At 68.4% G+C, this 24,345-nt stretch carries 23 protein-coding genes; 10 read left to right on the forward strand and 13 right to left on the reverse strand.

Going from position 1 to position 24,345, the window contains the following annotated elements; all coding sequences use genetic code 11:
- Positions 1–7: 7 nt before the first annotated feature.
- Positions 8–1,048: a heat-inducible transcriptional repressor HrcA gene (hrcA, locus tag OXI49_00470; protein ID MDE2688965.1), complete on the reverse strand. Its 1,041-nt coding sequence runs from the start codon at positions 1,046–1,048 to the stop codon at positions 8–10.
- Positions 1,049–1,089: 41 nt separating this feature from the next.
- Between hrcA and nrdR the strand changes: the two genes are divergently transcribed.
- Genes nrdR through thiL form a run of 3 tightly spaced genes read left to right on the forward strand, consistent with a single transcriptional unit; the run spans position 1,090 to position 4,971 of the window.
- Positions 1,090–1,554, forward strand: a complete 465-nt coding sequence (gene nrdR, locus OXI49_00475) for a transcriptional regulator NrdR (GenBank protein MDE2688966.1) — start codon at positions 1,090–1,092, stop codon at positions 1,552–1,554.
- A 55-nt stretch (positions 1,555–1,609) separates the two neighbouring features.
- Positions 1,610–4,006: an endopeptidase La gene (gene lon, locus OXI49_00480; protein ID MDE2688967.1), complete on the forward strand. Its 2,397-nt coding sequence runs from the start codon at positions 1,610–1,612 to the stop codon at positions 4,004–4,006.
- Complete coding sequence (gene thiL, locus OXI49_00485) at positions 3,982–4,971, forward strand: thiamine-phosphate kinase (GenBank protein ID MDE2688968.1); 990 nt, start codon at positions 3,982–3,984, stop codon at positions 4,969–4,971. Before lon ends, thiL begins: the two co-directional genes overlap by 25 nt.
- Before the next feature lie 50 nt (positions 4,972–5,021).
- Here thiL and OXI49_00490 read toward each other — a convergent pair whose 3' ends face one another.
- The 6 genes from OXI49_00490 to OXI49_00515 all read right to left on the reverse strand — a co-directional run bounded on the left by OXI49_00490 (position 5,022) and on the right by OXI49_00515 (position 13,125).
- Positions 5,022–5,954, reverse strand: coding sequence for a hypothetical protein (locus tag OXI49_00490; GenBank protein ID MDE2688969.1), 933 nt, complete (start codon positions 5,952–5,954; stop codon positions 5,022–5,024).
- 115 nt (positions 5,955–6,069) lie between these two features.
- Positions 6,070–9,297 carry a sigma 54-interacting transcriptional regulator gene (locus OXI49_00495; protein ID MDE2688970.1) on the reverse strand — a complete coding sequence of 1,076 codons (3,228 nt, stop codon included), beginning with the start codon at positions 9,295–9,297 and terminating at the stop codon, positions 6,070–6,072.
- Positions 9,294–10,619 carry a 3-phosphoshikimate 1-carboxyvinyltransferase gene (aroA, locus tag OXI49_00500; GenBank protein MDE2688971.1) on the reverse strand — a complete coding sequence of 442 codons (1,326 nt, stop codon included), beginning with the start codon at positions 10,617–10,619 and terminating at the stop codon, positions 9,294–9,296. The genes OXI49_00495 and aroA overlap by 4 nt, the downstream gene beginning before the upstream one ends.
- On the reverse strand, positions 10,607–11,284 hold the full coding sequence (locus tag OXI49_00505) for a UDP-2,3-diacylglucosamine diphosphatase (GenBank protein ID MDE2688972.1): 678 nt from the start codon (positions 11,282–11,284) through the stop codon (positions 10,607–10,609). The genes aroA and OXI49_00505 overlap by 13 nt, the downstream gene beginning before the upstream one ends.
- A gap of 19 nt (positions 11,285–11,303) precedes the next feature.
- Positions 11,304–12,377, reverse strand: coding sequence for an Mrp/NBP35 family ATP-binding protein (locus OXI49_00510; protein MDE2688973.1), 1,074 nt, complete (start codon positions 12,375–12,377; stop codon positions 11,304–11,306).
- Positions 12,370–13,125, reverse strand: coding sequence for a lysophospholipid acyltransferase family protein (locus tag OXI49_00515; GenBank protein ID MDE2688974.1), 756 nt, complete (start codon positions 13,123–13,125; stop codon positions 12,370–12,372). Before OXI49_00515 ends, OXI49_00510 begins: the two co-directional genes overlap by 8 nt.
- Positions 13,126–13,350: 225 nt before the next feature.
- Here OXI49_00515 and OXI49_00520 point away from each other — a divergent pair, with 225 nt between their 5' ends.
- Genes OXI49_00520 through OXI49_00535 form a run of 4 tightly spaced genes read left to right on the forward strand, consistent with a single transcriptional unit; the run spans position 13,351 to position 16,303 of the window.
- Positions 13,351–14,085 (forward strand): ABC transporter permease, encoded by a 735-nt coding sequence (locus tag OXI49_00520; protein MDE2688975.1) that lies wholly within the window; start codon positions 13,351–13,353, stop codon positions 14,083–14,085.
- Positions 14,072–14,875, forward strand: a complete 804-nt coding sequence (locus OXI49_00525; protein MDE2688976.1) for an ATP-binding cassette domain-containing protein — start codon at positions 14,072–14,074, stop codon at positions 14,873–14,875. Before OXI49_00520 ends, OXI49_00525 begins: the two co-directional genes overlap by 14 nt.
- Positions 14,865–16,025 (forward strand): MlaD family protein, encoded by a 1,161-nt coding sequence (locus OXI49_00530; protein MDE2688977.1) that lies wholly within the window; start codon positions 14,865–14,867, stop codon positions 16,023–16,025. Before OXI49_00525 ends, OXI49_00530 begins: the two co-directional genes overlap by 11 nt.
- Complete coding sequence (locus OXI49_00535) at positions 16,022–16,303, forward strand: Fe(2+)-trafficking protein (protein ID MDE2688978.1); 282 nt, start codon at positions 16,022–16,024, stop codon at positions 16,301–16,303. Before OXI49_00530 ends, OXI49_00535 begins: the two co-directional genes overlap by 4 nt.
- A gap of 33 nt (positions 16,304–16,336) precedes the next feature.
- Here the strand turns inward: OXI49_00535 and OXI49_00540 are convergent, their stop codons facing one another.
- A complete protein-coding gene (locus tag OXI49_00540) occupies positions 16,337–16,936 on the reverse strand; it encodes a GWxTD domain-containing protein (protein ID MDE2688979.1) in 600 nt (199 codons plus the stop codon).
- Between the two features lies 1 nt (position 16,937).
- Positions 16,938–17,564 (reverse strand): GTP cyclohydrolase I FolE, encoded by a 627-nt coding sequence (gene folE / locus OXI49_00545; protein ID MDE2688980.1) that lies wholly within the window; start codon positions 17,562–17,564, stop codon positions 16,938–16,940.
- A 56-nt stretch (positions 17,565–17,620) separates the two neighbouring features.
- Here folE and OXI49_00550 point away from each other — a divergent pair, with 56 nt between their 5' ends.
- The 3 genes from OXI49_00550 to OXI49_00560 all read left to right on the forward strand — a co-directional run bounded on the left by OXI49_00550 (position 17,621) and on the right by OXI49_00560 (position 19,144).
- Positions 17,621–17,848: a SelT/SelW/SelH family (seleno)protein gene (locus OXI49_00550; protein ID MDE2688981.1), complete on the forward strand. Its 228-nt coding sequence runs from the start codon at positions 17,621–17,623 to the stop codon at positions 17,846–17,848.
- A gap of 365 nt (positions 17,849–18,213) precedes the next feature.
- Positions 18,214–18,732, forward strand: coding sequence for a 6-carboxytetrahydropterin synthase (locus OXI49_00555; GenBank protein ID MDE2688982.1), 519 nt, complete (start codon positions 18,214–18,216; stop codon positions 18,730–18,732).
- On the forward strand, positions 18,710–19,144 hold the full coding sequence (locus OXI49_00560) for a DUF1330 domain-containing protein (GenBank protein MDE2688983.1): 435 nt from the start codon (positions 18,710–18,712) through the stop codon (positions 19,142–19,144). Before OXI49_00555 ends, OXI49_00560 begins: the two co-directional genes overlap by 23 nt.
- 26 nt (positions 19,145–19,170) lie before the next feature.
- Here the strand turns inward: OXI49_00560 and OXI49_00565 are convergent, their stop codons facing one another.
- From OXI49_00565 to OXI49_00580, 4 genes are read right to left on the reverse strand one after another with little or no spacing between them, the layout of a single operon-like run.
- On the reverse strand, positions 19,171–20,556 hold the full coding sequence (locus OXI49_00565) for a TRAM domain-containing protein (protein ID MDE2688984.1): 1,386 nt from the start codon (positions 20,554–20,556) through the stop codon (positions 19,171–19,173).
- On the reverse strand, positions 20,471–20,725 hold the full coding sequence (locus OXI49_00570) for a hypothetical protein (GenBank protein ID MDE2688985.1): 255 nt from the start codon (positions 20,723–20,725) through the stop codon (positions 20,471–20,473). Before OXI49_00570 ends, OXI49_00565 begins: the two co-directional genes overlap by 86 nt.
- Before the next feature lie 48 nt (positions 20,726–20,773).
- A complete protein-coding gene (locus OXI49_00575) occupies positions 20,774–21,325 on the reverse strand; it encodes a TlpA disulfide reductase family protein (GenBank protein ID MDE2688986.1) in 552 nt (183 codons plus the stop codon).
- Between the two features lie 26 nt (positions 21,326–21,351).
- Complete coding sequence (locus tag OXI49_00580; GenBank protein MDE2688987.1) at positions 21,352–24,228, reverse strand: vitamin B12-dependent ribonucleotide reductase; 2,877 nt, start codon at positions 24,226–24,228, stop codon at positions 21,352–21,354.
- Between the last annotated feature and the right edge of the window lie 117 nt (positions 24,229–24,345).

Genomic DNA, 24,345 nt, shown 5'->3' on the forward strand with positions numbered 1-24,345 from the left:
TCCCTGTTTACAGCCGCCGGGTCAACGCCTCGGACAGGCGTTCGCCCAGGTAGTTCACCAAGGGCACCATCCGCGGATACTCCATGCGCGCCGGCCCGACAACGGCGACCGATCCGGCGACGCCGTCGCCCGCCTTGTAGCTCCGCACGACCAGACCGAAGCCGAGCTCCTCGGTCAGCCTCGAATCCTGGCCCAGGACCACCCGCACGCCGTCCGCGTCGAGGCAGCGGTTGAGCAGACCGGCCAGCCGGGCGCGCTCGGCGAACATCTGGAACATCCCCTCGATCCGCGACATGCCGGGTCCCGCATCGAACAGGCTGTGCGTCCCGTCCACCACGAGCGACGGTGCGTGGCCGATGTTCATGCCGTCCCGGGCGAGCTCGATCGCCCGCCGAAGCAACTCGTCGAGCCGTGCGCGTTCGTCGCTCATCAGTCGCAGCAGTTCCTCCCTGATCTCGAAGAGGGTCCGTCCGCTGTAGTTCTCGGTCAGGTAGTTCGAAATGCGCACCAGGTCTTCGCGCGGGATCGGCTCGTCCGTGACGACGAGCTTGTTATCGACGAATCCGGTTTCGGCGACCACCACGCAGAGCACCTTGCGCCCGCTGAGCGGCACGAACTCAATCGCCTTCATCACCGCCGAACCGAGGGCGGGTGTCAGGACGACGCCGACGTGGTGGGAGAGCTGGGACAGCAGCCTCGACGTCTCCTCGGTCAGTTCCTGGCCGGTACTCCCCGCGGTCGTCAGCCGATCGTCGATCAGCCGCCGGTCGTCGTCGCTCACCACCTCCGCCGACATCAGGTCGTCGATGAACAGGTGGAAGCCGGCCTCGGTCGGCAGCCGACCCGCCGAGACGTGCGGCTGCCGCAGGTAGCCCATGTCCTCGAGGTCCGCCATCACGTTGCGAATCGTGGCGGCGGACAACTGGATCTGGCGGTCCTTCGCGACCCGCCGCGAGGACACGGGTTCACCCGACGACAGGTACGTCTGGATCACCTCCCGCAGAATCTCGCGGTCCCGGTCGCTGAGCTGGTCGTTGACGCGGCTCATGGGAGCGGCATTCTACCCGGTGGTAGCGTTCCGGGGTCGGCATGAGATGTCCATTCTGCGGCGCCAACGATGACCGCGTGGTCGACTCGCGGGACGTGCGTGGCGGCGAGACGGTCCGTCGCCGGCGGGAGTGCCTGAACTGCGGCCGTAGGTTCACTTCCTACGAGCAGATCGAGAACATCGCCTACCGTGTCGTCAAGTCGGACGGCCGGCGCCAGGAGTTCGACCGGCAGAAGCTCCTCGGCGGCCTCCTCAAGGCGTGCGAAAAGCGGCCGGTTGGCCTGCCGGCGCTGGAAGAGATCGTCGACGAGGCCGAAGCCCTGCTTCACCGCAAGGAGGACCGGGAGATCTCCACCTCGGAGCTGGGCAACTTCGTCATCGACCGTCTGAAGACGCTCGACCAGGTGGCCTACGTCCGCTTCGCTTCCGTCTACCGGAAGTTCGAGGACGTGGACGAGTTCATGGAAGAGCTGCGGGTGCTCCTCGAAGCGTCACGCAAGGACTGAAGAGCGGCATCCGCAGACCGTCCCGCGGCGTGCCTGGGGCTGGTAGCGTGACCCCATGGCCCAGAACCCGGTCGATGAGCAGGCGGACGCGATCCTGCTGCCCGACGTCCTGCCGGTGCTGCCGCTCAAGGACGCGGTCATCTTCCCCTACATCATCCTGCCGCTTTCGATCAGTCGCGACCCGAGCATGCTCGCGGTCGAGGACGCGCTGAACGGCGACCGGGTCATCCTGCTCGCCCCCCAGCGCGACGGATCGATCGAGGAGCCCGAAGAGGAAGACCTCCACGAGATCGGCACCGCCGCTCAGATCATGCGGATGCTGAAGTTGCCCGACGGCCGGGTGCGGATCCTGATCCAGGGTCTCGCCAGGGCCCGCCTTCGCTATCTGAGCCAGACCGAGCCCTTCCTTCGAGCCCGGGTCGAAGAAGTGGACGAGGCCGGCGAACCTCACCACGGCCTCGAGGCGGAAGCGCTGGTGCGCAGCGTCAAGGAGGGTCTCGAGACGGCCGTCAACCTGGGCAAGGACATCTCCTCCGAGGTCATGGTGATCGCCGCGAATCTCGATCACCCGGGCCGGCTGGCGGACCTGGCGGCCAGCAACCTCGACCTGCGGGTGGACGAAGCCCAGCTCGTGCTGGAGACGACGCCGCCGATCCAGCGGCTGCGAAAGGTGGGCGACCTACTGACCAGGGAGATCGAACTGCTCAGCATGCAGCAGCGGATTTCGGCCCAGGCCCGGAGCGAGATGGACCGCAGCCAGCGTGAGTACTTCCTTCGCCAGCAGCAGCGCGCGATCCTGGACGAGCTTGGCGAGGGCGACGACCTCCACGGAGACATCCAGAGGTACGTGCAAGCCATCGAGGAGAAGGGACTGAGCGAGGAGGCGGCCGCCGAAGTCGAGCGCCAGGTGAGACGGCTCGAGCGAAGCTCTCCCGACAGCGCCGAGAACGCGACCATCCGCACCCACCTCGACTGGCTGACCGGCCTCCCCTGGTCGACCCTGAGCGAGGATCGCATCGACCTCGACCACGCCCGCACCGTGCTCGATGAAGATCACTACGACCTGGATCGCGTCAAGGAGCGGATCCTCGAGTACCTGGCGGTCAGGCGGCTCAAGCCGGACGCCAAGGGTCCGATCCTCTGCCTGGTCGGTCCGCCGGGGGTCGGCAAGACGTCGCTCGGCCGTTCCATTGCGCGCGCGATCGACCGCAAGTTCGTTCGCATTTCGCTCGGTGGCGTCCGCGACGAGGGCGAGATCCGCGGCCACCGCCGCACGTACGTCGGATCGTTGCCGGGTCGCATCATTCAGGGCCTGAATCAGGCAGGAACCGGCAATCCCGTCTTCATGCTCGACGAGATCGACAAGCTGGGCGCCGACTACCGGGGCGATCCGGCTTCAGCGCTGCTGGAAGTGCTGGATCCCGAGCAGAACTCAACCTTCAGGGACCACTACCTGGGAGTCGAGTACGACCTTTCACGCGTGTTGTTCATCGCTACGGCCAATCTGCTCGAACCCATTCAGCCCGCATTCCTCGATCGCCTCGAGGTGCTGCGACTCTCCGGCTACACCGAAGACGAAAAGGTGCTGATCGCGCGCCGGCATCTGTTACCGAAAGCCACGGACGAGAATGGTCTGCCGGCCGGCGCCCTGACCATCACGACCCCCGCGCTCCGCAGCCTCATTCGCGGCTACACGAAGGAGGCCGGTGTACGCAATCTCGAACGCGAACTCGCAACTCTCTGCCGGAAAGCGGCCGTACGCGTAGCGCGCGGAGATGGCCGGGAACTGAGGGTGACGCCGGCCCGGTTGAAGAACCTGATCGGACAACCGCGTCACTTCAGCGAGGAACTGCTCGACCGCGACCGTGTAGGCGTGGCGACCGGACTCGCCTGGACCGCCTCCGGCGGGGATCTCATGCTGATCGAGGTCGCGGCGCCGAAGGGCAGAGGCAAGCTGATTCTCACCGGCCAGCTCGGCGACGTGATGAAGGAGTCGGCCCAGGCAGCTCTGAGTTGCGCCCGCACCACGTACGCCGCGGGTCCGGGCGCCGGAGGGCGTGATTTCTTCCGTAACCACGATCTTCACATTCACGTCCCCGCCGGTTCCGTTCCGAAAGACGGCCCCTCCGCGGGCGTCACCATTACCGCGGCCATCGTCTCGGTCTGCAGCGGGCGCATGATCGATCACAAAGTCGCGATGACCGGCGAGATTACGCTGCGCGGCGAAGTGCTTCCGGTCGGCGGTCTCAAGGAGAAGCTGCTGGCCGCGCGCGGAGCCGGAATTCGCAAGGTCGTCCTCCCGGAACGAAACCGGCGGGACCTTCCCGAGATACCCGCCGCAGTGACGCGAGGTCTCGAACTCCTGTTCGTCGAACACGTCGATCAGGTAATGGAAGCCGCGCTGCTCGATCCGGAGCACGAGCGGTCATGGCCGGCGGCGAAGACCGGCTGATCGCCTGGCTCGCGGGTTACGCGGGCGCCGGAGATCGAATCGGCGACGACGCCGTCCTGCTCACGCTCGGCGAGCGGCAGTACGCGTTCAGCGTCGACACGCAGCGCGCCGGCGTCCACATTCCGATCGATCTCGATCCCGCGGTCGCCGCCCGCAGACTGCTCGCCGTCAGTCTCTCGGACCTCGCCGCCACCGGGGCCGTGCCGCGGTGGATGCTCGTCGCGCTCGGCATCGACGAAGAGCACGCCGCCCGTCGTTTCCTCGCCGCCCTCGTCCGCGCCGGCCGCCGGTACGAAGTCGAACTGATCGGCGGCGACACCGCCAGGCCGACGACGACGGGCCGGCTCGACGCCAGTCTCACCGTCGTCGGCGAGATACCCGAAGGAGGCTCGCCCCTGACCCGCGACGCGGCCCGTGCCGATGACGGCCTCTGGATCGGTGGACCGGTCGGAGAGTCTGCCCTGGGACTCGAGCTGGTCCGCCTCGGCGCCCGGATCGCGGGGCGCCGCGCCAACCTGCCGGAGGGGCTAACCGACGGGCGGAGCCGCGTCGCCAGCCGGGTCCTTCGCCGCCACCTGGAGCCGCGGCCCCAGCTCGAACTGGGCCTGGTGCTGGGGCGCCGGTCGCCGGTCGGGGCCGCCATCGACGTGTCGGACGGCCTGGCCACGGACGCGGCGCGCCTCTGCCGGCGCAGCGGCGTCGGGTGCGAACTCGAGGAAGGCGCGCTCGCCCTCCGGGCCGATGCCCGCCACCTCGCCCATCACGTGGGCCGCGATCCACTCGAGCTGGTTCTCGCCGGGGGCGAAGACTACGTTCTTCTCTTCACCCTGCCGCCAGACGCCGACTTCCGCCATCCCCGGTGCCGGCCGGTCGGCCGTATCACGGCCCAGCCAGGGCTGAGGCTGCGCCGGGTCGACGGAACTCTCGAGCCGTTGCCCGGCGGCGGTTGGGACCACCTGGGCTAGAGCGGCGGCGGTCGGCCGCCGGACGGCGGCTGGGACGCTGCCACGCCTGGTCAGCGATTGAGCGTGACCGTGATCGGCTGGTCCAGTTTCTGCAGCACCAGGCTGACCTGGGCCTCGAGCGCCGCCAGCCGCGCCTCCACGCTGCCGGCCGCCGCGGCCGCCGGCTGGCGCCTGACCTTGGCAGCTCTGGCCTTTCGCTTTCTTCGCACCGGCGTCTTCGCTGCCGCAGCAACCTTGGCCTTCGGCTTCCGGCCGCGCATGCTCCGGGAGCGGATCTCGCGGAAGACCGCCACCGCCTCCGGGTGGTAGCGCCGCTTGCGGCCCTCGCCCTCATGCGGTATCCGGTCACCGTACAACTTGAGATAGCGCTGCAGCGTCGGACCGGAGATTCCCGTCTGCTGACCGACCGCCGTAAGCGTCAGGAGCTTCGGAGCGGCGGGCTGAGCCTTCGCCGCCCGCGCCTTTCGCTTCTTCCGGGGCGGCGACTTCTTTCGTGCCGGCGACTTCGCCGCCGGCGCCGCCTTCGGCTTGCGGCCAGGCTTGCTCTCCGCGCGAAGCTCGCGGAACACCGCGACGGAATCCGGGTGGTAACGCCGCTTGCGGCCCTCACCCTCGTGCGGTATCCGATCGCCGAACAGCCGAACGTAACGCTGCAACGTCGGATAGGAGATCTTCGTCTGCTGGCTGATGCTGGACAGCGTCAACAGGGAGGGACCGCCAGCCGCGGCCTTCGCCTGGGTTCCTGCCGCTTGCGTCGCGGCCTTCTTCTTCCCCCGGCGCTTCGTTGACCGTTCGTTCTTGAGCGCCTTGAACTCCCGGACGGCCGCCACCGGATACCGCTGCTTGCGCCCCGTTCCCTCGGACGAAATCCGGTCCTGGTACAGCTTCTTGTACCGCAGCGCCGTCGCCATCGACACACCGGCCCGACGAGCGACTTCGCCCAACGTCAACAGTTTCTTTCTTCCAGCAGCCGCTGCACTCACGAAGTTCTCCTTGCGCCGCCCTGTGGCGCTCCGGTTCGTTCCCTTACAGGAAGATCACAATCGAAGCGCCACGATAGCAGAAGACCAGAACCGACGGCCCGTAACGAGGGGAAGATCAGTCTTCCGTCAGAGGCTCGTAGTTGAGCTTTCGCACCAGATACGACAGGGCCTGCCGGCTGATGCCTAGAGCGCGGGCTGCCTTGGCCTGGTTGCCGCCGGACTCCTGGAGCGCCTTACCGATCAGTCGACGCCGGTACTGCTCCATCTTCCAGTGGTAGCCGCTTTGTTGAGGCGCGGCTTCCTCGACCGGCTCTTTCGGCAGTCCGAGCATGTCAACGGAAATCTCCGGACCCTCGGCAAGCGCCACGGCGCCATCGATAGCGTTCTTCAACTCTCTGACGTTGCCGGGCCAGGAGTAGTTGCGAATCCTCGCGCGTGCCTCGTCGCTGAACTTCAGGTCCTGTCCAAGCGCGCCGGACGTCTCCAGAAAGTGGTGCGCAAGCAACATCACGTCCGCTTCGCGCTCACGCAACGGTGGTGCTTCCACATACGCTACCCTGAGGCGGTAGTAGAGATCCTGGCGGAACTCGCCGGCCTTCACCATTCCTGCGAGGTCCTTGTGCGTCGCAGAGACGAGCCGGAAATCGAGCCGCCGCGTCCGGCTCTCACCGACGCGTCGCATCTCGCCCTCCTGTAACAGGCGCAGAAGCATGCCCTGTGCCGCCCACGGCAGCTCTCCGATTTCGTCGAGAAACACGGTGCCGCCGTCCGCGCTCTCGAACACTCCCACCCGATCACTGTCGGCGCCGGTGAACGCACCCCGACGGTGGCCGAACAGGTCGGACAGAAGCAGGCCGTCAGGCAGCGCCGCGCAGTTCACCGCCAACCAGGGCCGGGAGGCCCGGGCGCTCGACCGGTGGAGCTGGCGCGCCAGGAGTTCCTTGCCGGTCCCCGACTCGCCGAGAATCAGCACCGGCAGATCGTGGGCCGCGAACTTGTCGATCCGGGCCTGAACGTCCAGCAGAGCCTTGCTCTTCCCCACCATGCCGGTAACGGCGGCCCTCCTGGGCTCCGCGAGTTCGGAGGCCGCGCGCCGGCGGCGCGGCGAGGCCGACAGGCGGGTCGCGACCGCGGCCGTCAACGCCCGGGCAGGTTCATCGATTCCCGTCGCGCTGAGCACGAGTCGTCCCGCCGCCGCGTCGACCGCGAACCGGTCCCCGCCGCCTGGACCCTGGAGCAGGACTTCCCCACTCGCGTCCAGAGAGCCGAAGCCTCCCGCGGAGCCATGAACCGCGAGTCGGGCCTCCGGATGACCGGCCGCGGCCATCAGGATCCGATAGGCGTCCGGATCGGGGTCGGGCGTGGCCAGAAAGAGCCGAAGCGCCCGCCAGGGACCGACGCGCGCGCCATCCACACGCTGGACGAGCGCTTCGGCGCCGGCGGCCGAGAGGACGCGCACGGCGCTGGCCACCAGTTCCACGGGAACCGTTTCGGCCTCGAGACAGACCAGGTCGTGAACAGTGAGCGCGGCGCGGAAGGGGCCCTGCGCCTCGACTTGCCGCCAGTCCGCGGAGCTCGGTGACCGCTTCTCGCCGACCGCCCCCCAAAGTCCCTCCTGTGCCGCGCCGACCGCGACCGCGCGCGCCTCGTCGCGGAGTCCGGCAAGCAGCAGCAGGGGCGACAGGTCGTCCACTTCCGCCGGCGTCCAGGCAGCGAGGGGACGTTCGAGCGCCTCCGAGAGCTCCTCCACCGCCTCCTCGCCACGTCCGAGCTGAACCAGGGCACGAGCCGAGAGCAGGCGCAGCGCGCGGAGTTGACGCCACCCCGTTCGCCGACCGCGCAGATTCTCCAGGGCGGTTTCGCAGCACTCCAGCACCGATTCCCAGCGTCCCAACGACACGAAGAGACGCGCTTCGAGCAGGCGCGCCTCCACGACGCCGGGGGCGCTACCCGCCATCAGGCTCTCCCTACGCAGATTCTCGATCGTCTCGGGGACTCCCGTAAACCGTCCGGTCCGAATCCGGATCTCCGACAGCTTCCCGTGCGCGGCGGCTCTCCCGGCAGGTCCATCGCAACGCCGGAACAGGCTCACCGCGATGCGCGCCGCGCGCTCGGCGCTGGCGAAGTCGTTCACGGCCAGTCGAACCGTCGCCAACTCGTTCCACAGGAGAGCGCGCTCGTACACGGGAAGACGCTCCCTGAGGCGCCTGAGACCGGCAGCCAGCAGTCCTTCCGCCTCACTGAACCGACCGTTCGCCGAAGCGAGCCGAGCCCTCGCCAAAACGTCCATCCACTGGTCCGGCTCCCCAACCGCGGGTTCCAGCAGACTGGCCATTGCGTCAAGCTCGCCGAGCTCCCACTTCGCCAGCGCGCACATGGCTCGACCGTGCGCCGCCTGGGGACCGATCGTGGCATCGAGCACCCTCTCCGACCAGCTTCCAAGCTGATCCGAACGCCCCGCAGCCGCCTGGATTCCAATCGCCAGTTCGCACTGTTCCAGTGCGCGCCGACCCGAGAGCGACCGGTTCTCCAACGCACTCAGACTGCGCCGCGCGGCAACCGTCCGACCTAGCCGAAGCTGAGCCCGGAGGCGAATCAGGATGTCGTCTGTTCGCCTGGAGTCCTTGACCAGCCTCAGAGCGGCCTCGAAGCGGCCGTCCTCGAGAAGGAGGCGCGCCAGCGCCGACCGGTCCTCCGGCGCGTCGAGCGGCGGGGATTCGGAGTCGGCATCTCTGACACGTTGCCAGTACGACCGCGCCGCATCGCCGCCCGCAGCGATGCGGCGGCGTTCGCCGCCGTCCATGCCCGCCAGAATCCGCCGCCACCGGGACTGCCCGGCAACAGCCACCCGCTCGCCGTCCCGATCCTCCAGGACCGCGAAGAGGGAGGCGCGCGCGGCTTCGAACTTGGGACGCAACAGAAAGGGCGCCCGAGCCAGAATGTCGGCAACCATCCGGTTTCCGGACACAGGCAGCAGTTCGTCTCGCCAGGTCTCGAAGAGGGGCCGAAGCACCGCCCGAACAGAGCTTCGACCGGGCGCGCTCTCGCTTCCGAACAGGAGCACGACGAGTTGCCTCAACAGGGCCTGCGGCAGCCGGTCGTCACGCGCGGGCTGCACCGACGCCGGGGGAATCCGGAGGACGCCCTCAGCATCCACGCGAAGCTCCTGCCAGGCCTCGAGCCGCCACCCGGCCGCCCGTACATGAGCCAGCAGGGCCGCGCCCTGAAGCAGGAACGCGGCCCGATCGCGGTCTGTCGCGAGGATCTCGTTCAGATCGGTTGCCCCCGTGCCCTTGGGAACCGGTCGAAGCGACGGGTGACGGATGCGAAGAATGCGTGTCATCGCCGGATCTCCTCCAGGTCCGCCCAGAAGCCCGGATAGGACTTGCAGACGACCTCCGGACGCCGAATGGAGAGGCCTCCCCGGCGCATCCCCACCAGGGCCATGCTCATCGCGATGCGGTGGTCGTCGTAGGTGTCGATCGGGATGCGCAGTGAGCCGGGCGGAGCGACGAGGCCGGGATTGCCGTCGATCCGCAGGCCGTCCTCCAGTTCGTCGACGGTTGCGCCGGCGCGCCGCAGTTCGGTCGCCACCGCGGCCAGACGATCGCTCTCCTTGATCCTCAGATGCGACACGTTGCGGATCCAGGTCGTGCCGTTGGCGAAAGCCGCCACGGCGGCAAGCGTCGGCACCTGGTCGGGCATCGCCGAGAGGTCGCAGTCGACCGCGGTCAGGGCGCCGCCGCCCTCCACCTGAATCTCGTCCTCTGTCTTCCACACCTCGGCGCCCATCCGCTCGAGCAGGCCCAGGAAGGCGCGGTCGCCCTGGGTCGACGCGGGCGCGAGGCCGCGCAGGCGCACGGAGCCGCCGCAGATCGCGGCGGCCGCCGCCGGATAGGCGGCGGCCGAATCGTCGCCCGCGACGCGATAGCGACCGTCAACCAGTTCGGGTTTGCGCGGTTCCACCCGGAACTCGCGGGCTTCGCCGTCCCGGCGCACCTCTACCGGAGCGCCGAAATCGGCCATGACTTCGAGAGTTGTGTCCACATACGGACTAGAGACGAGAACTGGCGCCAGGAGTTCGATCGGGCCCTCCGCGTTCAGCGCCGCCATCAGCAGCGCGGACACGTATTGGCTCGATTCGCCGGCGTCGATCTCTGCCCGGCCGCCGGCCAGCCTTCCGCCCCGGATCCGAACCGGAGCGCAGCCCGGCCGGCCGAGCTCCTCGATCCCGGCACCGAGCTGCCGCAGGGCCGCGACCAGAGGGCCGATCGGCCGTTCGCGCAGCCGGGGGGAGCCGTCGAGAATCCACTCGCCCGGGGTCACCGCGCAGGTGGCGACCAGCAGTCGCAGCAAGGTCCCGGCGCTCCGGCAATCGAGCCGCATGGCATGTTCAGCGCCGTCCTCCTGCCCCGGCTCCACCCGCAGCCCCGAGCCCGAAACGGAACGGACGCGCCAGCCCATCGCCACGAGCGCAGCGCGGAAAGCCGCGATGTCGTCGGCCTCCAGCAGGTTCTCGATCGTCGCGGGCTGCCGCCCGATCAACGCCAGGTTCAGGGCGCGGTGCGAGATGCTCTTCGAACCGGGCGGCTCGACCACGCCCGCTATCCCCGCGGCGCGGCGGACCGGGTACGGGTCGGGAAGCGGAGCCGTCAGCCCAGCCACAGCAACTTCCGATCGTGAAACCAGGCGTCAGCGATCCGCACCTCGCCGTCACCAACGGTCCAGCGGCGGGCGGCGTGGAAGTGTCCGAGCAGCAGCACGTCGTTGCCTTCGGCCAGCCGGCGCGCCGCATAGCGCCGGATGACCGCGCCCGGGATCCGGGCCCTGTGCTCACGGTTGGTTCGCGCCAGGCCCCGCTCCGTGGACGCGACGAGACGGCGGCCTGTCGATCGCGGCAAGCGGAAGGTCAACCACCGGCTGACCGCGTTCTTCGACAGACGCCGCCAGCAGCGGTAGCGCCAGTCGCGCGGATTCAGCCCGTCGCCGTGAACCGCGAGGTACCTCGCGCCTCCGGCGTCGAAGCCGACTTCCCGGCCGCAGTCGTCGAAGAGGTCGCCGTAAGCGCCGTCTGCCAGAAAGAAGTCGCGGTTCCCCTCGACGTAGGAGACCCGGATTCCTCGCTGCCTGAGGCTCCGGATCGCGGACGCGAGCCGCCGTATCTCGGGTGTTTCGAAGCGCCGCGATCCGATCCAGAGATGGAACAGGTCGCCTAGGAACAACACCCGGGCGCAGCGACCGGAGTCGAGCGCGCCGAGCTGCTCGGCCAGATCTTCCCCGCTGCCCCCGGGACCGCCCAGGTGGGCATCGGCGATCACGGCGACAGGCATGAGTTCGAAAGCCGGATCCCTAGACGATCGTCAGAGTCGGCCGTTCGGAGGCCACCTCCAGCAGCCGCCGCTCGACCGCCGCCGCGATGCCGCGGAAGATCGCCGCGTGGGAGCCGCCGGCGTCGGAGACCACGATCGGCAACCCGTCGTCGCTGCCCCGGACCAGTGCGCCGTCCAACGGAATCGCTCCAAGAACCTCGCAGTCGAGCAACTCGGCCGTCCGCTCGACGCCGCCGCGTTTGAAGACGTCCGTCGTCTCGCCGCAGTGAGGGCAGACGAACGTCGACATGTTCTCGACCATCCCCAGCACCGGCACCTCGACCTTGCGGAACATGGCGAGCCCCTTGCGGGCATCGATCAGCGCGACGTCCTGCGGCGTCGAGACGATGACCGCGCCGGACAGGGGCAACTTCTGCGACAGTGTCAGCGCCGCGTCTCCGGTGCCGGGCGGCAGGTCGAGCAGCAGGTAGTCGAGCCGGCCCCAGTCCACGTCGCCGAGCAACTGGCCCAGCGCCTTCATCACCATGGGGCCCCGCCAGATCACGGGCGTGTCCGGATCGAGAAGGAACCCGAGCGACATGACGCGCACGCCGTGGCGCTCGAAGGGCTGGATCTTCCCGTTCACGATCTCCGGGCGGCGGTTGATGCCGAACATCAGGGGGATGGACGGACCGTAGATGTCCGCGTCGAGCAGCCCGACCCGCAGGCCCAGAGCCGCCATCGCGGCGCTCAGGTTGGTCGCCACCGTCGACTTGCCCACGCCTCCCTTGCCGCTGGCCACCGCGACCACATGGGACACCCCCGGCAGCAGCGAGGGGTCACGAGCCGTTGCCGGCGCCGGCGCGGTGGCCACCTCGAGCGAGACCTGGACGCCGGATACGCCGTCGAGGTTCCCCACGGCATCGACGATGCGCCGTCTGATCTCCGTGGCGGCCTCCGGGTCCCGCGTCGGCACCCGCAGATCCACGACCACGTCGCCGCCGGTGACCGCGACCCGCTGCACGAAACCGAACGACACGATGTCGCGTTTCATCCCCGGGAAGGTCACGGTCCGGAGGCACTCCCGCACCCTGCTCTCGATCGCTTCAGCCATCCGTTTCTCCCGTGTCCGAGGCGGTCCGGAGGCCCGCCAGCCGGCCCACCTGCCGCTCCACATCGAGCATGAACGACCGCCGTCCCCGCACCCCGACGGCGGCCGGGTCGACGACCTCGCCGAAGGACAGCTCGACGACCTGAGGCCGGACCGTCAGAGCGCCCTTTCGCCGGATGCGGCCGGTACCGCGAATGCCCACCGGCGCCACCAGAGCTCGCCCCTTCAGCGCGAGCAGGAACCCGCCCCGCTGAAACGGCCTCATCCGCGGCCCGGAGCTGCGCGTCTCTTCCGGGAACACGACCAGTGACACACCGGACGCCAACCGTTCCGTGGCGGCCGCGAACGTCTCGCCGGCCCGACTCCGGTCCTCCCGGTCCACCGGGACGAAACCGGCCGCCCTGAGACCCCAGCCGAAGAACGGCAAACGGAACAGGCTGCGCTTGGCCAGGAAGCGGACCGGCAGGTCCAGTGTCGCCAGCAGGGCCCCGATGTCGTACAGGCTCCGGTGGTTCGCCATGTAGACCACGGGTCGGTCCCCGATGGCCTCCCGCCAGACCCTGTGGCTGCCCCCCGCGTAGCGGAGTTCGAGCCGGACACCGCTCGACCGGAGCAACCCCCGAGCCCAGAGACGAGCCTGGACTCCGGCCCAGTCACGGCCCGGGAACCAGGAGGCGACGGCCGCGGCGACACCCATCACGGCGCTGCCCAGAAACAGGTAGACGTTCCCGGTCAGGGTGGCCAGCGCCACCGACCATCCACCCCGTCCTTCCCGGGGAGCTTTCGCCGTAGACTTGCTGCGCCGAGTCGTGCGGCGCAGGTTCGTGGGGTTCTGGATCGACAAGGTTCTGCTCGGTGCCGTGGGTTGGAAGAAGCTACACCAAGCACCCGCCACGAGGAGCGACTCCAACAGACTCTTCCCTTGGGGCAGATGCAACAGGCTGGACACAGGATTCTGATCGATTTCAAGGCGCCCTTGCGAGAGGTAGGCGCCATCTGGCTACTGACTACGCGCGGAATTTCCGCCCTCGTCAGCCCCCCGTACGAGTTCCGGTCATGGCTGAATCAGATGGGTCACCTCGGCGTCAGCTCCCTCGGCGTCGCCTCGGTGACCACTCTGTTCACCGGCATGGTGCTGGCCCTTCAGACCGCGTACAGCCTGCCTGAACTCGGGGTCAAGTACTACATCGGCAGCGTGGTTTCCAAGTCGTTGACCCGGGAACTGGGACCCGTTCTCGTGGCCCTCATCGTCGGCGGCCGGATCGGATCCGGAATGACCGCGGAACTCGGCACGATGAAGGTCACGGAGCAGGTCGACGCCATGCGCTCGATGGCCGCGGATCCCGTAAAGAAGCTGGTTGTTCCGAAGCTCGCGGCAACTCTCATCATGCTGCCCGTGCTCACCGTCCTCGGCGACCTGCTGGGCATTCTCGGCGGCCTGTTCGTCGCTGTGAATCAGTTGAACCTCTCCGTCGGCCTGTACGTCAACGACGTCCTGCAGACCCTCACCATGGAGGACGTCTTCAACGGCCTTGGAAAGTCGGTCTTCTTCGCGTGCTTCATTGCGATCATCGGCTGCCACAACGGCCTGACCGCAAGCGGAGGCGCCGAAGGCGTTGGGCATGCCACCACTCGCACCGTCGTCTGGGCTTCCATCATGGTGCTGGTGTCTGATTTCTTTCTGACGAAGTTGTTCCATGTCCTCGTCTAGGCCCGCCGGCAGCCGGAAAGCGGTGCGGGAACCGCTTTACGTCGTGCGCGGACTCTGCCGGCGCTTCGGCGAGCGAGCCGTGCTCGACGACCTGAGTTTCGATGTTCTGCGCGGCGAGTGCCTGGTCGTGCTGGGCCGTTCGGGCTCCGGCAAGAGCCTCACGCTGCGGCAACTCAACGGACTCGACCCTGCCGAGGGCGGCGAAGTGCTGTTCGAGGGTACGGACCTCGTCCAGTTGACCGAGCGCGAGTTGTACACCGTGCGCCGGCGGATCGCGATGCTGTTTCAGTCGGGCGCCCTGTTCGACTCCTTCGACGTCCTGGAGAATGTCGCCTTTCCCATTCGCGAGCACGAGCGCGTGAGCGAGGAGGAGATTCGCGAGCGGGTGGCCGCGGCGCTCGCGTGGGTCGGACTGTCGGGGATCGAGGATCGGATGCCCGCGGCGCTTTCCGGCGGCATGAAGAAACGGGTCGCGCTCGCCCGCTCGCTCGTGCTGGAGCCCGAGGTCGTCCTGTTCGACGAGCCGACCGCCGGGCTCGACCCGGTCACCGCGGCGACCATCTCCAGTCTGATCAGGAACACCAAAGACGAGTTCGGAACGACTTCGGTCGTGGTGACGCACGACATTCGCCTGGCCCGCCACGTCGGCGACCGCCTCGCACTGCTTCACGACGGGCGGTTCCGGTTCCTCGGCTGCTGGGAGGAAGCGGAACAAAGCACCGACCCCGCCCTCCGGGCGTTCCTCGAGGGTCGGCCCCGCCCCGCACAGGAGGACATCGATGCAGCGTGACTCGAACACAATCAGGGTGGGTCTGACCGTACTCGCGGCCGTCGTCGCGCTGGCCGCATTCATCTTCGCGATCGGCGAGCAGAGCGCCCTGTTCACGCCCACCAACAGCTACCGCACCATGTTCCCGAACGCCGCGGGGCTGGTCGAGGGGAACCCCGTCCAACTGAACGGCGTGACCGTCGGCAGGGTCGACCGCATCCTGCTCAGCGAAGACCCTGACAGCGAACTGCTGGAGGTGCGGATCAGCGTCGAGCGCCGCTATGCAGGCCGGCTGCGCCGAGACTCCCTGGCGCGCCTCAAGACCCTGGGTCTTCTGGGCGACAAGTACGTCGAGATCACCTCGGGTTCGCCCGAAGCCGTCCTCCTCAATCCCGGCGAGGAGATTCCGGCGGCCCTGCCGACCGACGTCGACGAACTGATCGCCAGCGGCGCGGACGTGGTCGACCATGCGGTCGTGACCGCCCGTTCCCTGTCGAACATCCTCGCCCGCATGGAGCGCGGCGAGGGGCTGCTCGGCGAGTTGGTCGCCGGCCGCGAGGACAAGCGGATCACCGACACGGTGATCCACACGCTGGAGTCAATCGATCGCCTGACCAGCCAGGTGGAGGCCGGCGACGGAGTCCTCGGGCGCCTGCTCACCGACCGCGAGATGGGCGACCGGATCGCCTCTTCGATCGAGGAGCTGGATGAGACCCTGAGGCTCCTGCGAGAAGGCGACGGGCTGGCGCCGGCGCTGCTCCGCGACAGTGAACTGAAGGCCCGCTTCGAGACGACCCTGGCGGACACCCAGGTTGCCGCCGCGGATCTCCGGGAAGTCACCGCCGACCTGCGCGAGGCCGACGGCCTCCTGCCCCGGCTCCTGAACGACGAGGAACTGAGCGAATCGCTGACCACCGAAGTCGAACAACTCCTCAAGCGGTTGAACTCGACCCTGGACCAGGTCGCGGAGGGAGACGGCACCGCGGCCCGGCTGATCAACGACCCCGCGATCTACGAGGCGCTCGACGACCTCGTGGTCGGCATCAACGAATCGAGGCTGCTGCGCTGGCTCGTCCGGAACCGCCAGAAGGCGGGCATCAAGAAGCGGTACCGGGACACGCAGGATGAGATCGCGGCAGCCGGCTCCGAGGATCCCGGGGAACGACCGTGATCATCTGCGCGCGCTGCGGCCGGAAACGGGACGCGCTCGCCGGGCCGCCCGTGCCCGGCGCCACGGGTGAGGAGATCGCCAAGCGCGTTTGCGCCGGCTGCTGGGACGAGTGGGCGGCGATGGAGATCAAGGTGATCAACGAACTGCGCCTGAACTTCATGGATCCGGCCGCGCAGGCCACCCTCACGAGTCACATGAGGGACTTCCTCTTCCCCGGCGACGACTCCACCGTGAACCCCGGGGAACGGCTCGATTTCGACTCGATCGGTGAACCCTAGCGGCCGGCGGCGGAACGCCGCGGGTCTGACCCCCTACCGCCAGGGTCGGCGCGGGGGCTCGCGGATCCGGCGGAGCATCCGGCGACGCCGGTTGTCCGGGTCGGCCGGATCGTTCGAGAACAGGCGCATCATGTCGCCGTCGCGGGCGAAGCGGTAGCGGCGTGCCGGCTTCCTGCCGTTGAGCCCCTTGGCGGTGCTCTTCGCGTAGGTCCAGAGCTGGACGTCCGGGTCATCGATGTCGCGATGCTCCTCCCATTCCGTCTTCTCCGGGTCGCCGAACAGGATGTAGACCATGCCACGATCCGTGCGCCGGCCGAGCCGGCCGGATTCCGAGTAGCGCTTGTCCGCCTCGGACGCGCGGAGGTCGAACTGCCGCCGCAGACCGGAGTCGCGGCGGCTCCAGAACTCGTCGACGAAGGCGGCGGCCTCCTCGTCCGACTCCAGAAGGAGATAGAGGGTCCGTTCCTCCTCGTCGGCAAGCTGCCCCACGGGGCCGACCAGCCAGCTCGTGTACCCGGGGCCCAGGAGAGGATTGATCAGGTCGTCCGGATGGAGCCGCTCGAGGCTCTCGGCGGCCTGGGCGCTGCCGGCGGTCAGAACGCCGAACGCAAGAGCCAGGCCGAGCCGCCGCACGTCACCGTCCCTTCAGCAGGTCCAGGAACTCTTCCCGAATCGGGCGTTCATGGAAGATGCCGCGAAGCGCCGACGTCACCGTCATGACGCCGGACTTCTCGACCCCGCGCATCTCGACGCAGAGGTGCCGGGCCTCGATCACGACCATCGCGCCGCGGACCCGCAGTTCGTCATCCAGGAAGCTCACGACCTGCTCGGTGAGCCGCTCCTGGAGCTGCGGCCGCTTGGCGTAGAACTCCAGGATGCGCGCGAACTTGGACAGGCCCAGGATCTTGTCGCCGGGAACGTAGGCGATGTGCGCGTGACCGTAGAAGGGCACGAGATGGTGGGAACACATGGAGTAGAACGGGATGTCCTTCTCCATCACCATCGCCTGGTAGTTCTCGTCGTTGGGAAAGGTCGTGACCCGCGGCTTGGTGCCCTGGTCCATCCCCCGGAACATCTCCAGGTACATGCGGGCCACTCGCTCATGGGTGGTCTTCAGATTGGGGTCGTCGAGATCGAGACCGAGCTCGATCAGCATCGCGCGGACGCGCTCCGCGAGGCGGGCCACCCGCTCCGGATCGAGGTCCCTCCGCGGACCAACTTCGTGGGTCGAGAACTGCTCGACCGGCTCCAGCATTCGCATCGGCGCATGCTACCGTAGTCGCTCGCAGTCACAGACAACAACCGGGACGGAATCCGATGAGCCGAGTCACGATCGAATACTGCGTGATGTGAAACTACCGCCCCCGAGCCGCCGGTCTGGCGGCTCAGTTGAAGGAGCGGTTCGACCTCGACACCGAACTCGTCGACGGCGGCGGCGGCGTCTTCGAGGTCGCCCTCGACGGCCGCCCCGTCTTCTCGAAGAAAGAGCTCGGTCGCTTCCCCGACAACGGCGAAGTCGAGCACGCCGTCGCCGAGCTGCTGTAGCGACACGGCTGCGGCGCAGCGACGGAGGAAGAACCCGTCCGCTGGGGCGTTCCGGGGGAGGGTTCCCAGCGGCCGCTCGCGCTCTCTGGGTTGTGGGAAGGACGGCGCTCGCTTCGGTCGGCGGCGCTTCACATCGGCGTCAGTGACTGGACCGGCGGAGGAAGTCACTTGCCTCCAGCCCGCTGGGAACCCTCCCCCGGAACGCCGGGCGGACGGGTCGTCGTTGCCGATCGGCCAAGCTGATGGCGCATCACTGCGCGTCAGCCTGGGGATAGTGGGGACCCCAGAGCAGAGCTGTCCAGATCGCTGGGTGTCGGTGCGCCGGTCTGCCGGCATCCGGTTCCTCAGGACGCTACGATCGGGCCGTGTCCGGCACCTACTCGTTGCAGCTCGGCAAAGAGGACTTCAAGTTCTCGGCGGCTCACTTCACCGTGTTTTCGGCGGACGAGGCGGAGGCGCTTCATGGGCACAACTACCGGGTGAGCGTGGAACTGAGCGGGTCCGGGGTGGACGGGCTCGAGTTCCTGGTGCCGGTCGCCGCGGCGAAGCGGGATATCCGGGCGCAGTGCGCGGCACTGGACGAGAAGGTCCTGCTGCCGGCGGAGTGCCCGCATCTTGAACTCGGGCAAGGTGACACCGTGACGGCGACCTTCGGGCAGCGGCAATACGAGTTCCCCTCATCGGAGGTCGTCCTGCTGCCCGTGGCGAACGTGACCGTCGAGGCGCTGGCCCGATTGCTCTGGCAACGCCTGGCGGACCGATGGGGCTCCCTTCACGATCGCGTGGAAACACTCGAAGTCATCGTGGCTGAAACCCGGGGCCAGGGCGCCAGCTACCGGCGCGACCTGCAGGAGCATCGCTTTGAAGACGCAGTTCGATCCTGACGAAAGCCAGGTAACGACCCTCCGTGGACTCGATCCCGAGGCCCCCGTTGCCGCGCTCAACCTCTTCCAGTTCAACGACCGCGCGCGGTACGTTCCCGGCGACGAGGAGTACGGCACCGAAGCAGCCGAAGTCTCCGGCCAGGAGGCCTTCCAGCGATACGTAGCCGCCGCGGGCCAGGTTCTTGCCGACCTGGGAGGCCACGTAGCGTTCACCACAATGGTCGATCAGGTGATGATCGGGCCCTCCGACCCCCAGTGGCATGTCGCGGCCATCATGGTCTTTCCAACCCGCCGGGCCTTCATCGAGATGACGATGAACCCCGAGTTCCAGGCCGCATCCCGGCACAGGAAGGCCGGCCTGGCGAACCACTACCAGGTGCATCTGAACGGTGCGCCGTGGGTGGAGGAGTAGTCAGCCCCAGCCGACGCGAACGGGTATCACCGACGCCGTCGCAACTGCGCCACGGTTTCGATGTGGGCCGTCTGCGGGAAGACGTCGAAGAAGGAGATGGACTCGAGGTCGAAGTCGCGGGTCAGGTCGCCGAGGTCGCGGGCGAGAGTGGCGGGGTCGCAGGAGACGTAGGTCAGGCGGCGAGGCGCCGCGTTCAGGAGGGCGCTGCGGACCTTTCGCGCCAGGCCGCCGCGGGGCGGATCGACCAGCACCCGGTCGAGGCCGGATTCCAGACCGGGACCGCCGCGCCGCCGGTCGACCCAGCTCTCGACCGCCGACCGTTCGACGCGGCAGTGGCGAAGACCGTTGCGGCGCAGGTTGTTCCGCGCGTAGCGGGCGGCCACCGACTCGCCTTCCACGGCCGTGACGGACCCGTACCGGTCGGCGAGTCCAGCGGTGAAGAAGCCTACGCCGGCGTAGAGCTCCACGGCGGCGTCGCCCTCGAAGGGCCCGACTGCCGACAGCAGCAGCGACTCCAGGAGCCCGCCGTGGGCCTGGAAGAAGCAACGGGCGTCGTAGCTGAGCTTCCTGCCCAGCAGGTCGATCTCGACATCGCCGCCCGGCAGTCCGTCAACAGGCGGCGCCGCCACGACCGGGCTGTCCGGCTCCAGGCCGGCCGCCGCCAGACTCAGGCGGCTCGGCAGCTTCTTCGAAGCGGCAGCCGGGTCGCCAGGCAGCGAGGACAAACCGCGCAGCTCGTTCTCGAGAGCCGGAGCGAGCACCGGGCAGCGGTCGACGAGGACCAGGTCGTGACTGCGACGCCGCCGGAAACCGACGCCGACGGACCCCTCGGAACGCGCGTCCCCCTCCGAACGTCTGGCAAGGTGGACCTGAGTGCGCAGCCGGTAACCCCACGTCCTCTCGCCGACCGGCTCCTCGAGGCGGCACGCGGCAAGCTGGGCCGGGTCGATGCCGCCCAGCCGGCGCAACGTCTCCCTTGCAGCCGCCGCCTTCAGTCCCAACTGCGCCGCGTCCTCGATGTGCTGGAGCTGGCAGCCGCCGCAACGCTCGTAGAACGGACACGGCGCCTCTCGCCGCAGCGGCCCCGGGGTCTTCACCTCTTCGATCTCCGCGCGGGCGTAGCTCGGGCGGCGCTCGGTGATCCTGACCTCGACCACATCGCCAGGGGCGGCCCGCGGGACGAAGACCGGCATCCCGCGCCACCGCGCGAGGCCGTCGCCGCCGAGCACGAGCTTCTCGATGGTCAGTTCAAGGCGATTGATGCCGGCAAGGGCCGCCAGCGCTTCCAGGCGTTCGGCCGACAGGGGCCGCTTCCGGGGAGTCGGCTCAGTCGTGGTCGTGGTCGTGGCCGTGGCCGCCGCCGGTGTGGCGCCGCCCGTGTTCCCAGGCCGGATCCCGGCGCGCGAACTCATCGAGCTCGCGCGGCACTTCGACCAGAGTCCGGCTGCGTTCCGGGTCGCAGACATCGTTCTCGCACTCGTAGACGTAGACGTTCCAGTCGTCGCGAGGGCGGTAGGCGCAGAGCGTCTGGTAGGTGTTGCAGTAGCCGCACTTGATCGAGAGGTTGCGGATGTTGATCACGACGCGATGGCCCTCCCGGTTCGCGGGAACCGCTGCCTGCCCCGGGCCTCAGCCGGTCGCGGACGCGAGCGCCTCCTCGATCGCGTTGCGAACCACGCTGGCCCCGGTGATGCCGATCGAGATGTAGGAGACGTCGCCCCGAGGGTCCAGCACCAGGAGGGTCGGCAGGGCGTAGAGTCCCGCGGCGCCCATCACCTCGTCTTCGGGGTCCAGGAGCACCGGGTAGCTGAACGGTGTCTTCTCGACGTAGCCGCGGACCGTTTCCAGGTCCTCCCCGCTGTTCAGGGCGAGGAAGGACACACCCCGGCCGGCGTACTCCTCGCGCAGCCGCTCGAGGATCTCCGCCTGGACAACGCAGGGCTTGCACCAGGACGCCCACATGTCGACCACGACGACGTCGCCCCGCAAGTCCGGCGGACCCAGCCGCGACCCGTCCAGCGTGTCCAACTGGAAGCTGGTCAGGATCGGATCGAGTTCCGACACCTCCGGCGGCTCGCCACCCGCGAGGATGCTCGACACGAGGAAGCCGAAAACCGCCACGAGGACCGCCCCGGCCACGCCCAAGCCGACCAGCAGGCCGACCGCCAACCGTCTTGTCATGCCGGCAGACTAGCAGCCGGCCCGGATCAGCTGCAGCCGCTGGTGGAACCGCAGTTCATGCACTTGTAGCAACTGCCGTTCCGCACCATGATCGAGCCGCAGTCGTGGCACGACGGCGCGTCCTGCTGCAGGAGAAACGTCACCGGAGCGAGGTTGCCGCCCTCCCGGGCGGGCGCCTCGGCGCCGTTCTCCGCCTCCGCGGGTTCCACGTCCGCCGGTGACCCTGCCCGCACCGCCGGCTCCGACCGCTGGATCACGCCCGCGACCTCCTGCGCCTCGCGCGACAGAAACTTCGACGCCAGCCACCGGAAGACGTAGTCCATGACGGACTTGGCCATCGGAATCTCGGGGTTCTTCGTGAATCCCGACGGCTCGAAGCGGCTGTGGGTGAACTTGTCGACGAGGATCTGAAGCGGCACCCCGTACTGCAGCGCCACGGACACCGCCTGAGCGAAGGAGTCCATCAGACCCGAAATGGTCGACCCCTCCTTGGCCATCAGCAGGAAGACCTCGCCGGGCTGGCCGTCCTCGTACAGGCCGACGGTGAGGAAGCCCTCGTGGCCGTTGATCGAGAACTTGTGGGTGATGGCCTGCCGCTCGTCCGGCAAGCGGCGGCGCGTGATGCCGGCCGCGGCCCTCGCCGCGACTTCGGCCTCCAGGTCGTCGCCGGCGTCCTTCGTCGTCGACAGCGGTTGTGAGCGCTTGCAGCCGTCGCGGTAGATGGCGACCGCCTTGAGACCGAGCTTCCAGCCCTCGATGTAGGCGTCCCGGATCTCCTCCGAAGTCGATTCCTCCGGCATGTTGATCGTCTTGCTGATCGCCCCCGAGATGAACGGCTGGGCCGCCGCCAGCATGCGGAGGTGCCCCATGTGGTGGATCGACCGCGAGCCGTTCGCCGGCTTGAAGGCGCAGTCGAACACCGCCAGGTGCTCATCCGCGAGATGGGGCGCGCCCTCGATCGTGTCGTGGTCGTCGATGTACTCGACGATCTGCTGGATCTCCGACTTCTCGTAGCCGAGCCGCTCCAGGGCCAGAGGAACGGTGCGGTTGACGATCTTGATCATCCCGCCGCCGACCAGCTTCTTGTACTTGACCAGCGCGATGTCGGGCTCGACTCCGGTCGTGTCGCAGTCCATCATGAACGCGATCGTGCCGGTCGGGGCCAGCACCGAGATCTGACTGTTGCGGATACCGTTCCGCTCGCCCTCCTCGACCACGCCGTCCCAGGACTTCTTGGCCGCGTTCAACAGCTCGAGCGGCACGTGCGCCGGATCGACCTCCTTGAGCGCGGCCCGATGGTTGCGCATGACCTGCAGCATCGGCTGGCGGTTCGCCTCGTAGCCCTCGAACGGGCCCTTGATCGCGGCGATCCGCGTCGACTGCAGGTAGGACGCACCCGACATCAGGGCGGTCACCGCACCGGCGTAGTCGCGGCCGGCAGCCGAGTCGTAGGGCAGGCCCCGCGCCATCAGCAGGGCGCCGAGATTCGCGTAGCCGATGCCGAGCGGCCGGTAGGCGTGGGAGTTCTCCCCGATCTTCGGCGTCGGATAGCTCGCGTTGTCGACGATGATCTCCTGCGCCGTGATGATGATCTCGCAAGTGTGCCGGAACGACGCGGTGTCGAACCCCGTGGCCGGGTCGTAGAAGCGCATCAGGTTGAGCGACGCCAGGTTGCAGGCGGTGTCGTCCAGGAACATGTACTCGCTGCACGGGTTGCTGGCGTTGATCCGGTCCGTGTTCGGGCAGGTGTGCCAGTGGTTGATCGTGCTGTCGAACTGCATGCCCGGATCGCCGCACACCCAGGTCGACTCGGCGATCATGTCCAGCAGTTCCGCCGCCCGGAGCGTGTCCATCGGCCGGCCGTCGGTGACGGCGGTCGTCGTCCACTCGCGGTCTTCGACCACCGCCTGCATGAACTGGTCGGTGGCGCGCACGGAGTGGTTCGCGTTCTGGTAGAAGATCGAGTCGTAGGCGCCGCCGGCGACGTTGAAGCCCGCGTCGTAGCCGGCTTCGATCAGCGCCCAGGCCTTGCGCTCCTCGACTTCCTTGCAGCGGATGAACTCGACGATGTCGGGGTGATCGGCGTCCAGGATGACCATCTTCGCGGCGCGCCTGGTCTTCCCGCCGCTCTTGATCACGCCGGCGAAGGCGTCGAAGCCGCGCATGAAGGAAACCGGGCCGGAGGCCGTGCCTCCACCGGCCAGGGTCTCGGCCGAGGAACGAAGAGACGAGAGATTGCTGCCGGTGCCGGAGCCGAACTTGAACAGCATCCCCTCCGTCTTGGCGAGACCGAGGATGGACTGCATCGTGTCCTCGACGGAATTGATGAAGCACGCCGAGCATTGGGGGTGCTCCTCGATCCCGACGTTGAACCACACCGGCGAGTTGAAGCAGGCGTACTGGTGCACGAGGATGTGAGTGAGCTCGGCATGGAACGACCCGGCGTCCGCCTCGGTGGAGAAGTAGCCCCCCTCACGGCCCCAGTCGGCGATGCGGTCGGCCACGCGCGAGATCAACTGCCGCGCGCTGGACTCGCGCTCGGGAGTGCCCAACTGGCCGCGGAAGTACTTCGATACGACCACGTTCGTGGCCGTCTGCGACCACGCCTTGGGCACCTCGACGCCGTGCTGCTCGAACACGGTCTCGCCCTTCTCGTTCGCGATGACCGCGTCGCGGACGTCCCATTCGACCCTGTCGAAGGGGTGGACGCCGGCTTCGGTGTAGCGGCGCTCGATGGTCAGGCCCGCCGGGCTCGATGCCGTGGCCGCCGCGCTCCGGGTCTCCGCAGGGAGCGCGGCGCCGGCCGCAGCGGGCGCGGCTACCACCTGCCGGCCGCCGGCTTGCGCCGCCTCCAGAACCCTGCCCTGACCGCCTTCGTGAGCGCGTGAACCATTGACCGACATCTGCTCCCTCCCTGGTCGACACGGTCCCGACGCGGTCCCGTGCGCATAAGCGGTGAATGCCGAACTGTAGCTCAGAACGCCCCTTCGGCGCAAGCAGAATCGCCGCAAAAACCACTT

The organism is Acidobacteriota bacterium (assembly GCA_028875725.1).
GTDB lineage: Bacteria > Acidobacteriota > Thermoanaerobaculia > Multivoradales > Multivoraceae > Multivorans.

Coding starts and splice junctions, on each gene's coding strand:
- lon (MDE2688967.1), top strand. CDS start 1,610: ATGGCCCAGAACCCGGTCGATGAGCAGGCGGACGCGATCCTGCTGCCC.
- OXI49_00580 (MDE2688987.1), bottom strand. CDS start 24,228: ATGTCGGTCAATGGTTCACGCGCTCACGAAGGCGGTCAGGGCAGGGTT.
- thiL (MDE2688968.1), top strand. CDS start 3,982: ATGGCCGGCGGCGAAGACCGGCTGATCGCCTGGCTCGCGGGTTACGCG.
- OXI49_00495 (MDE2688970.1), bottom strand. CDS start 9,297: ATGACACGCATTCTTCGCATCCGTCACCCGTCGCTTCGACCGGTTCCC.
- OXI49_00575 (MDE2688986.1), bottom strand. CDS start 21,325: ATGACAAGACGGTTGGCGGTCGGCCTGCTGGTCGGCTTGGGCGTGGCC.
- hrcA (MDE2688965.1), bottom strand. CDS start 1,048: ATGAGCCGCGTCAACGACCAGCTCAGCGACCGGGACCGCGAGATTCTG.
- OXI49_00525 (MDE2688976.1), top strand. CDS start 14,072: ATGTCCTCGTCTAGGCCCGCCGGCAGCCGGAAAGCGGTGCGGGAACCG.
- OXI49_00530 (MDE2688977.1), top strand. CDS start 14,865: ATGCAGCGTGACTCGAACACAATCAGGGTGGGTCTGACCGTACTCGCG.
- OXI49_00565 (MDE2688984.1), bottom strand. CDS start 20,556: ATGAGTTCGCGCGCCGGGATCCGGCCTGGGAACACGGGCGGCGCCACA.
- folE (MDE2688980.1), bottom strand. CDS start 17,564: ATGCGAATGCTGGAGCCGGTCGAGCAGTTCTCGACCCACGAAGTTGGT.
- OXI49_00510 (MDE2688973.1), bottom strand. CDS start 12,377: ATGGCTGAAGCGATCGAGAGCAGGGTGCGGGAGTGCCTCCGGACCGTG.
- nrdR (MDE2688966.1), top strand. CDS start 1,090: ATGAGATGTCCATTCTGCGGCGCCAACGATGACCGCGTGGTCGACTCG.
- OXI49_00505 (MDE2688972.1), bottom strand. CDS start 11,284: ATGCCTGTCGCCGTGATCGCCGATGCCCACCTGGGCGGTCCCGGGGGC.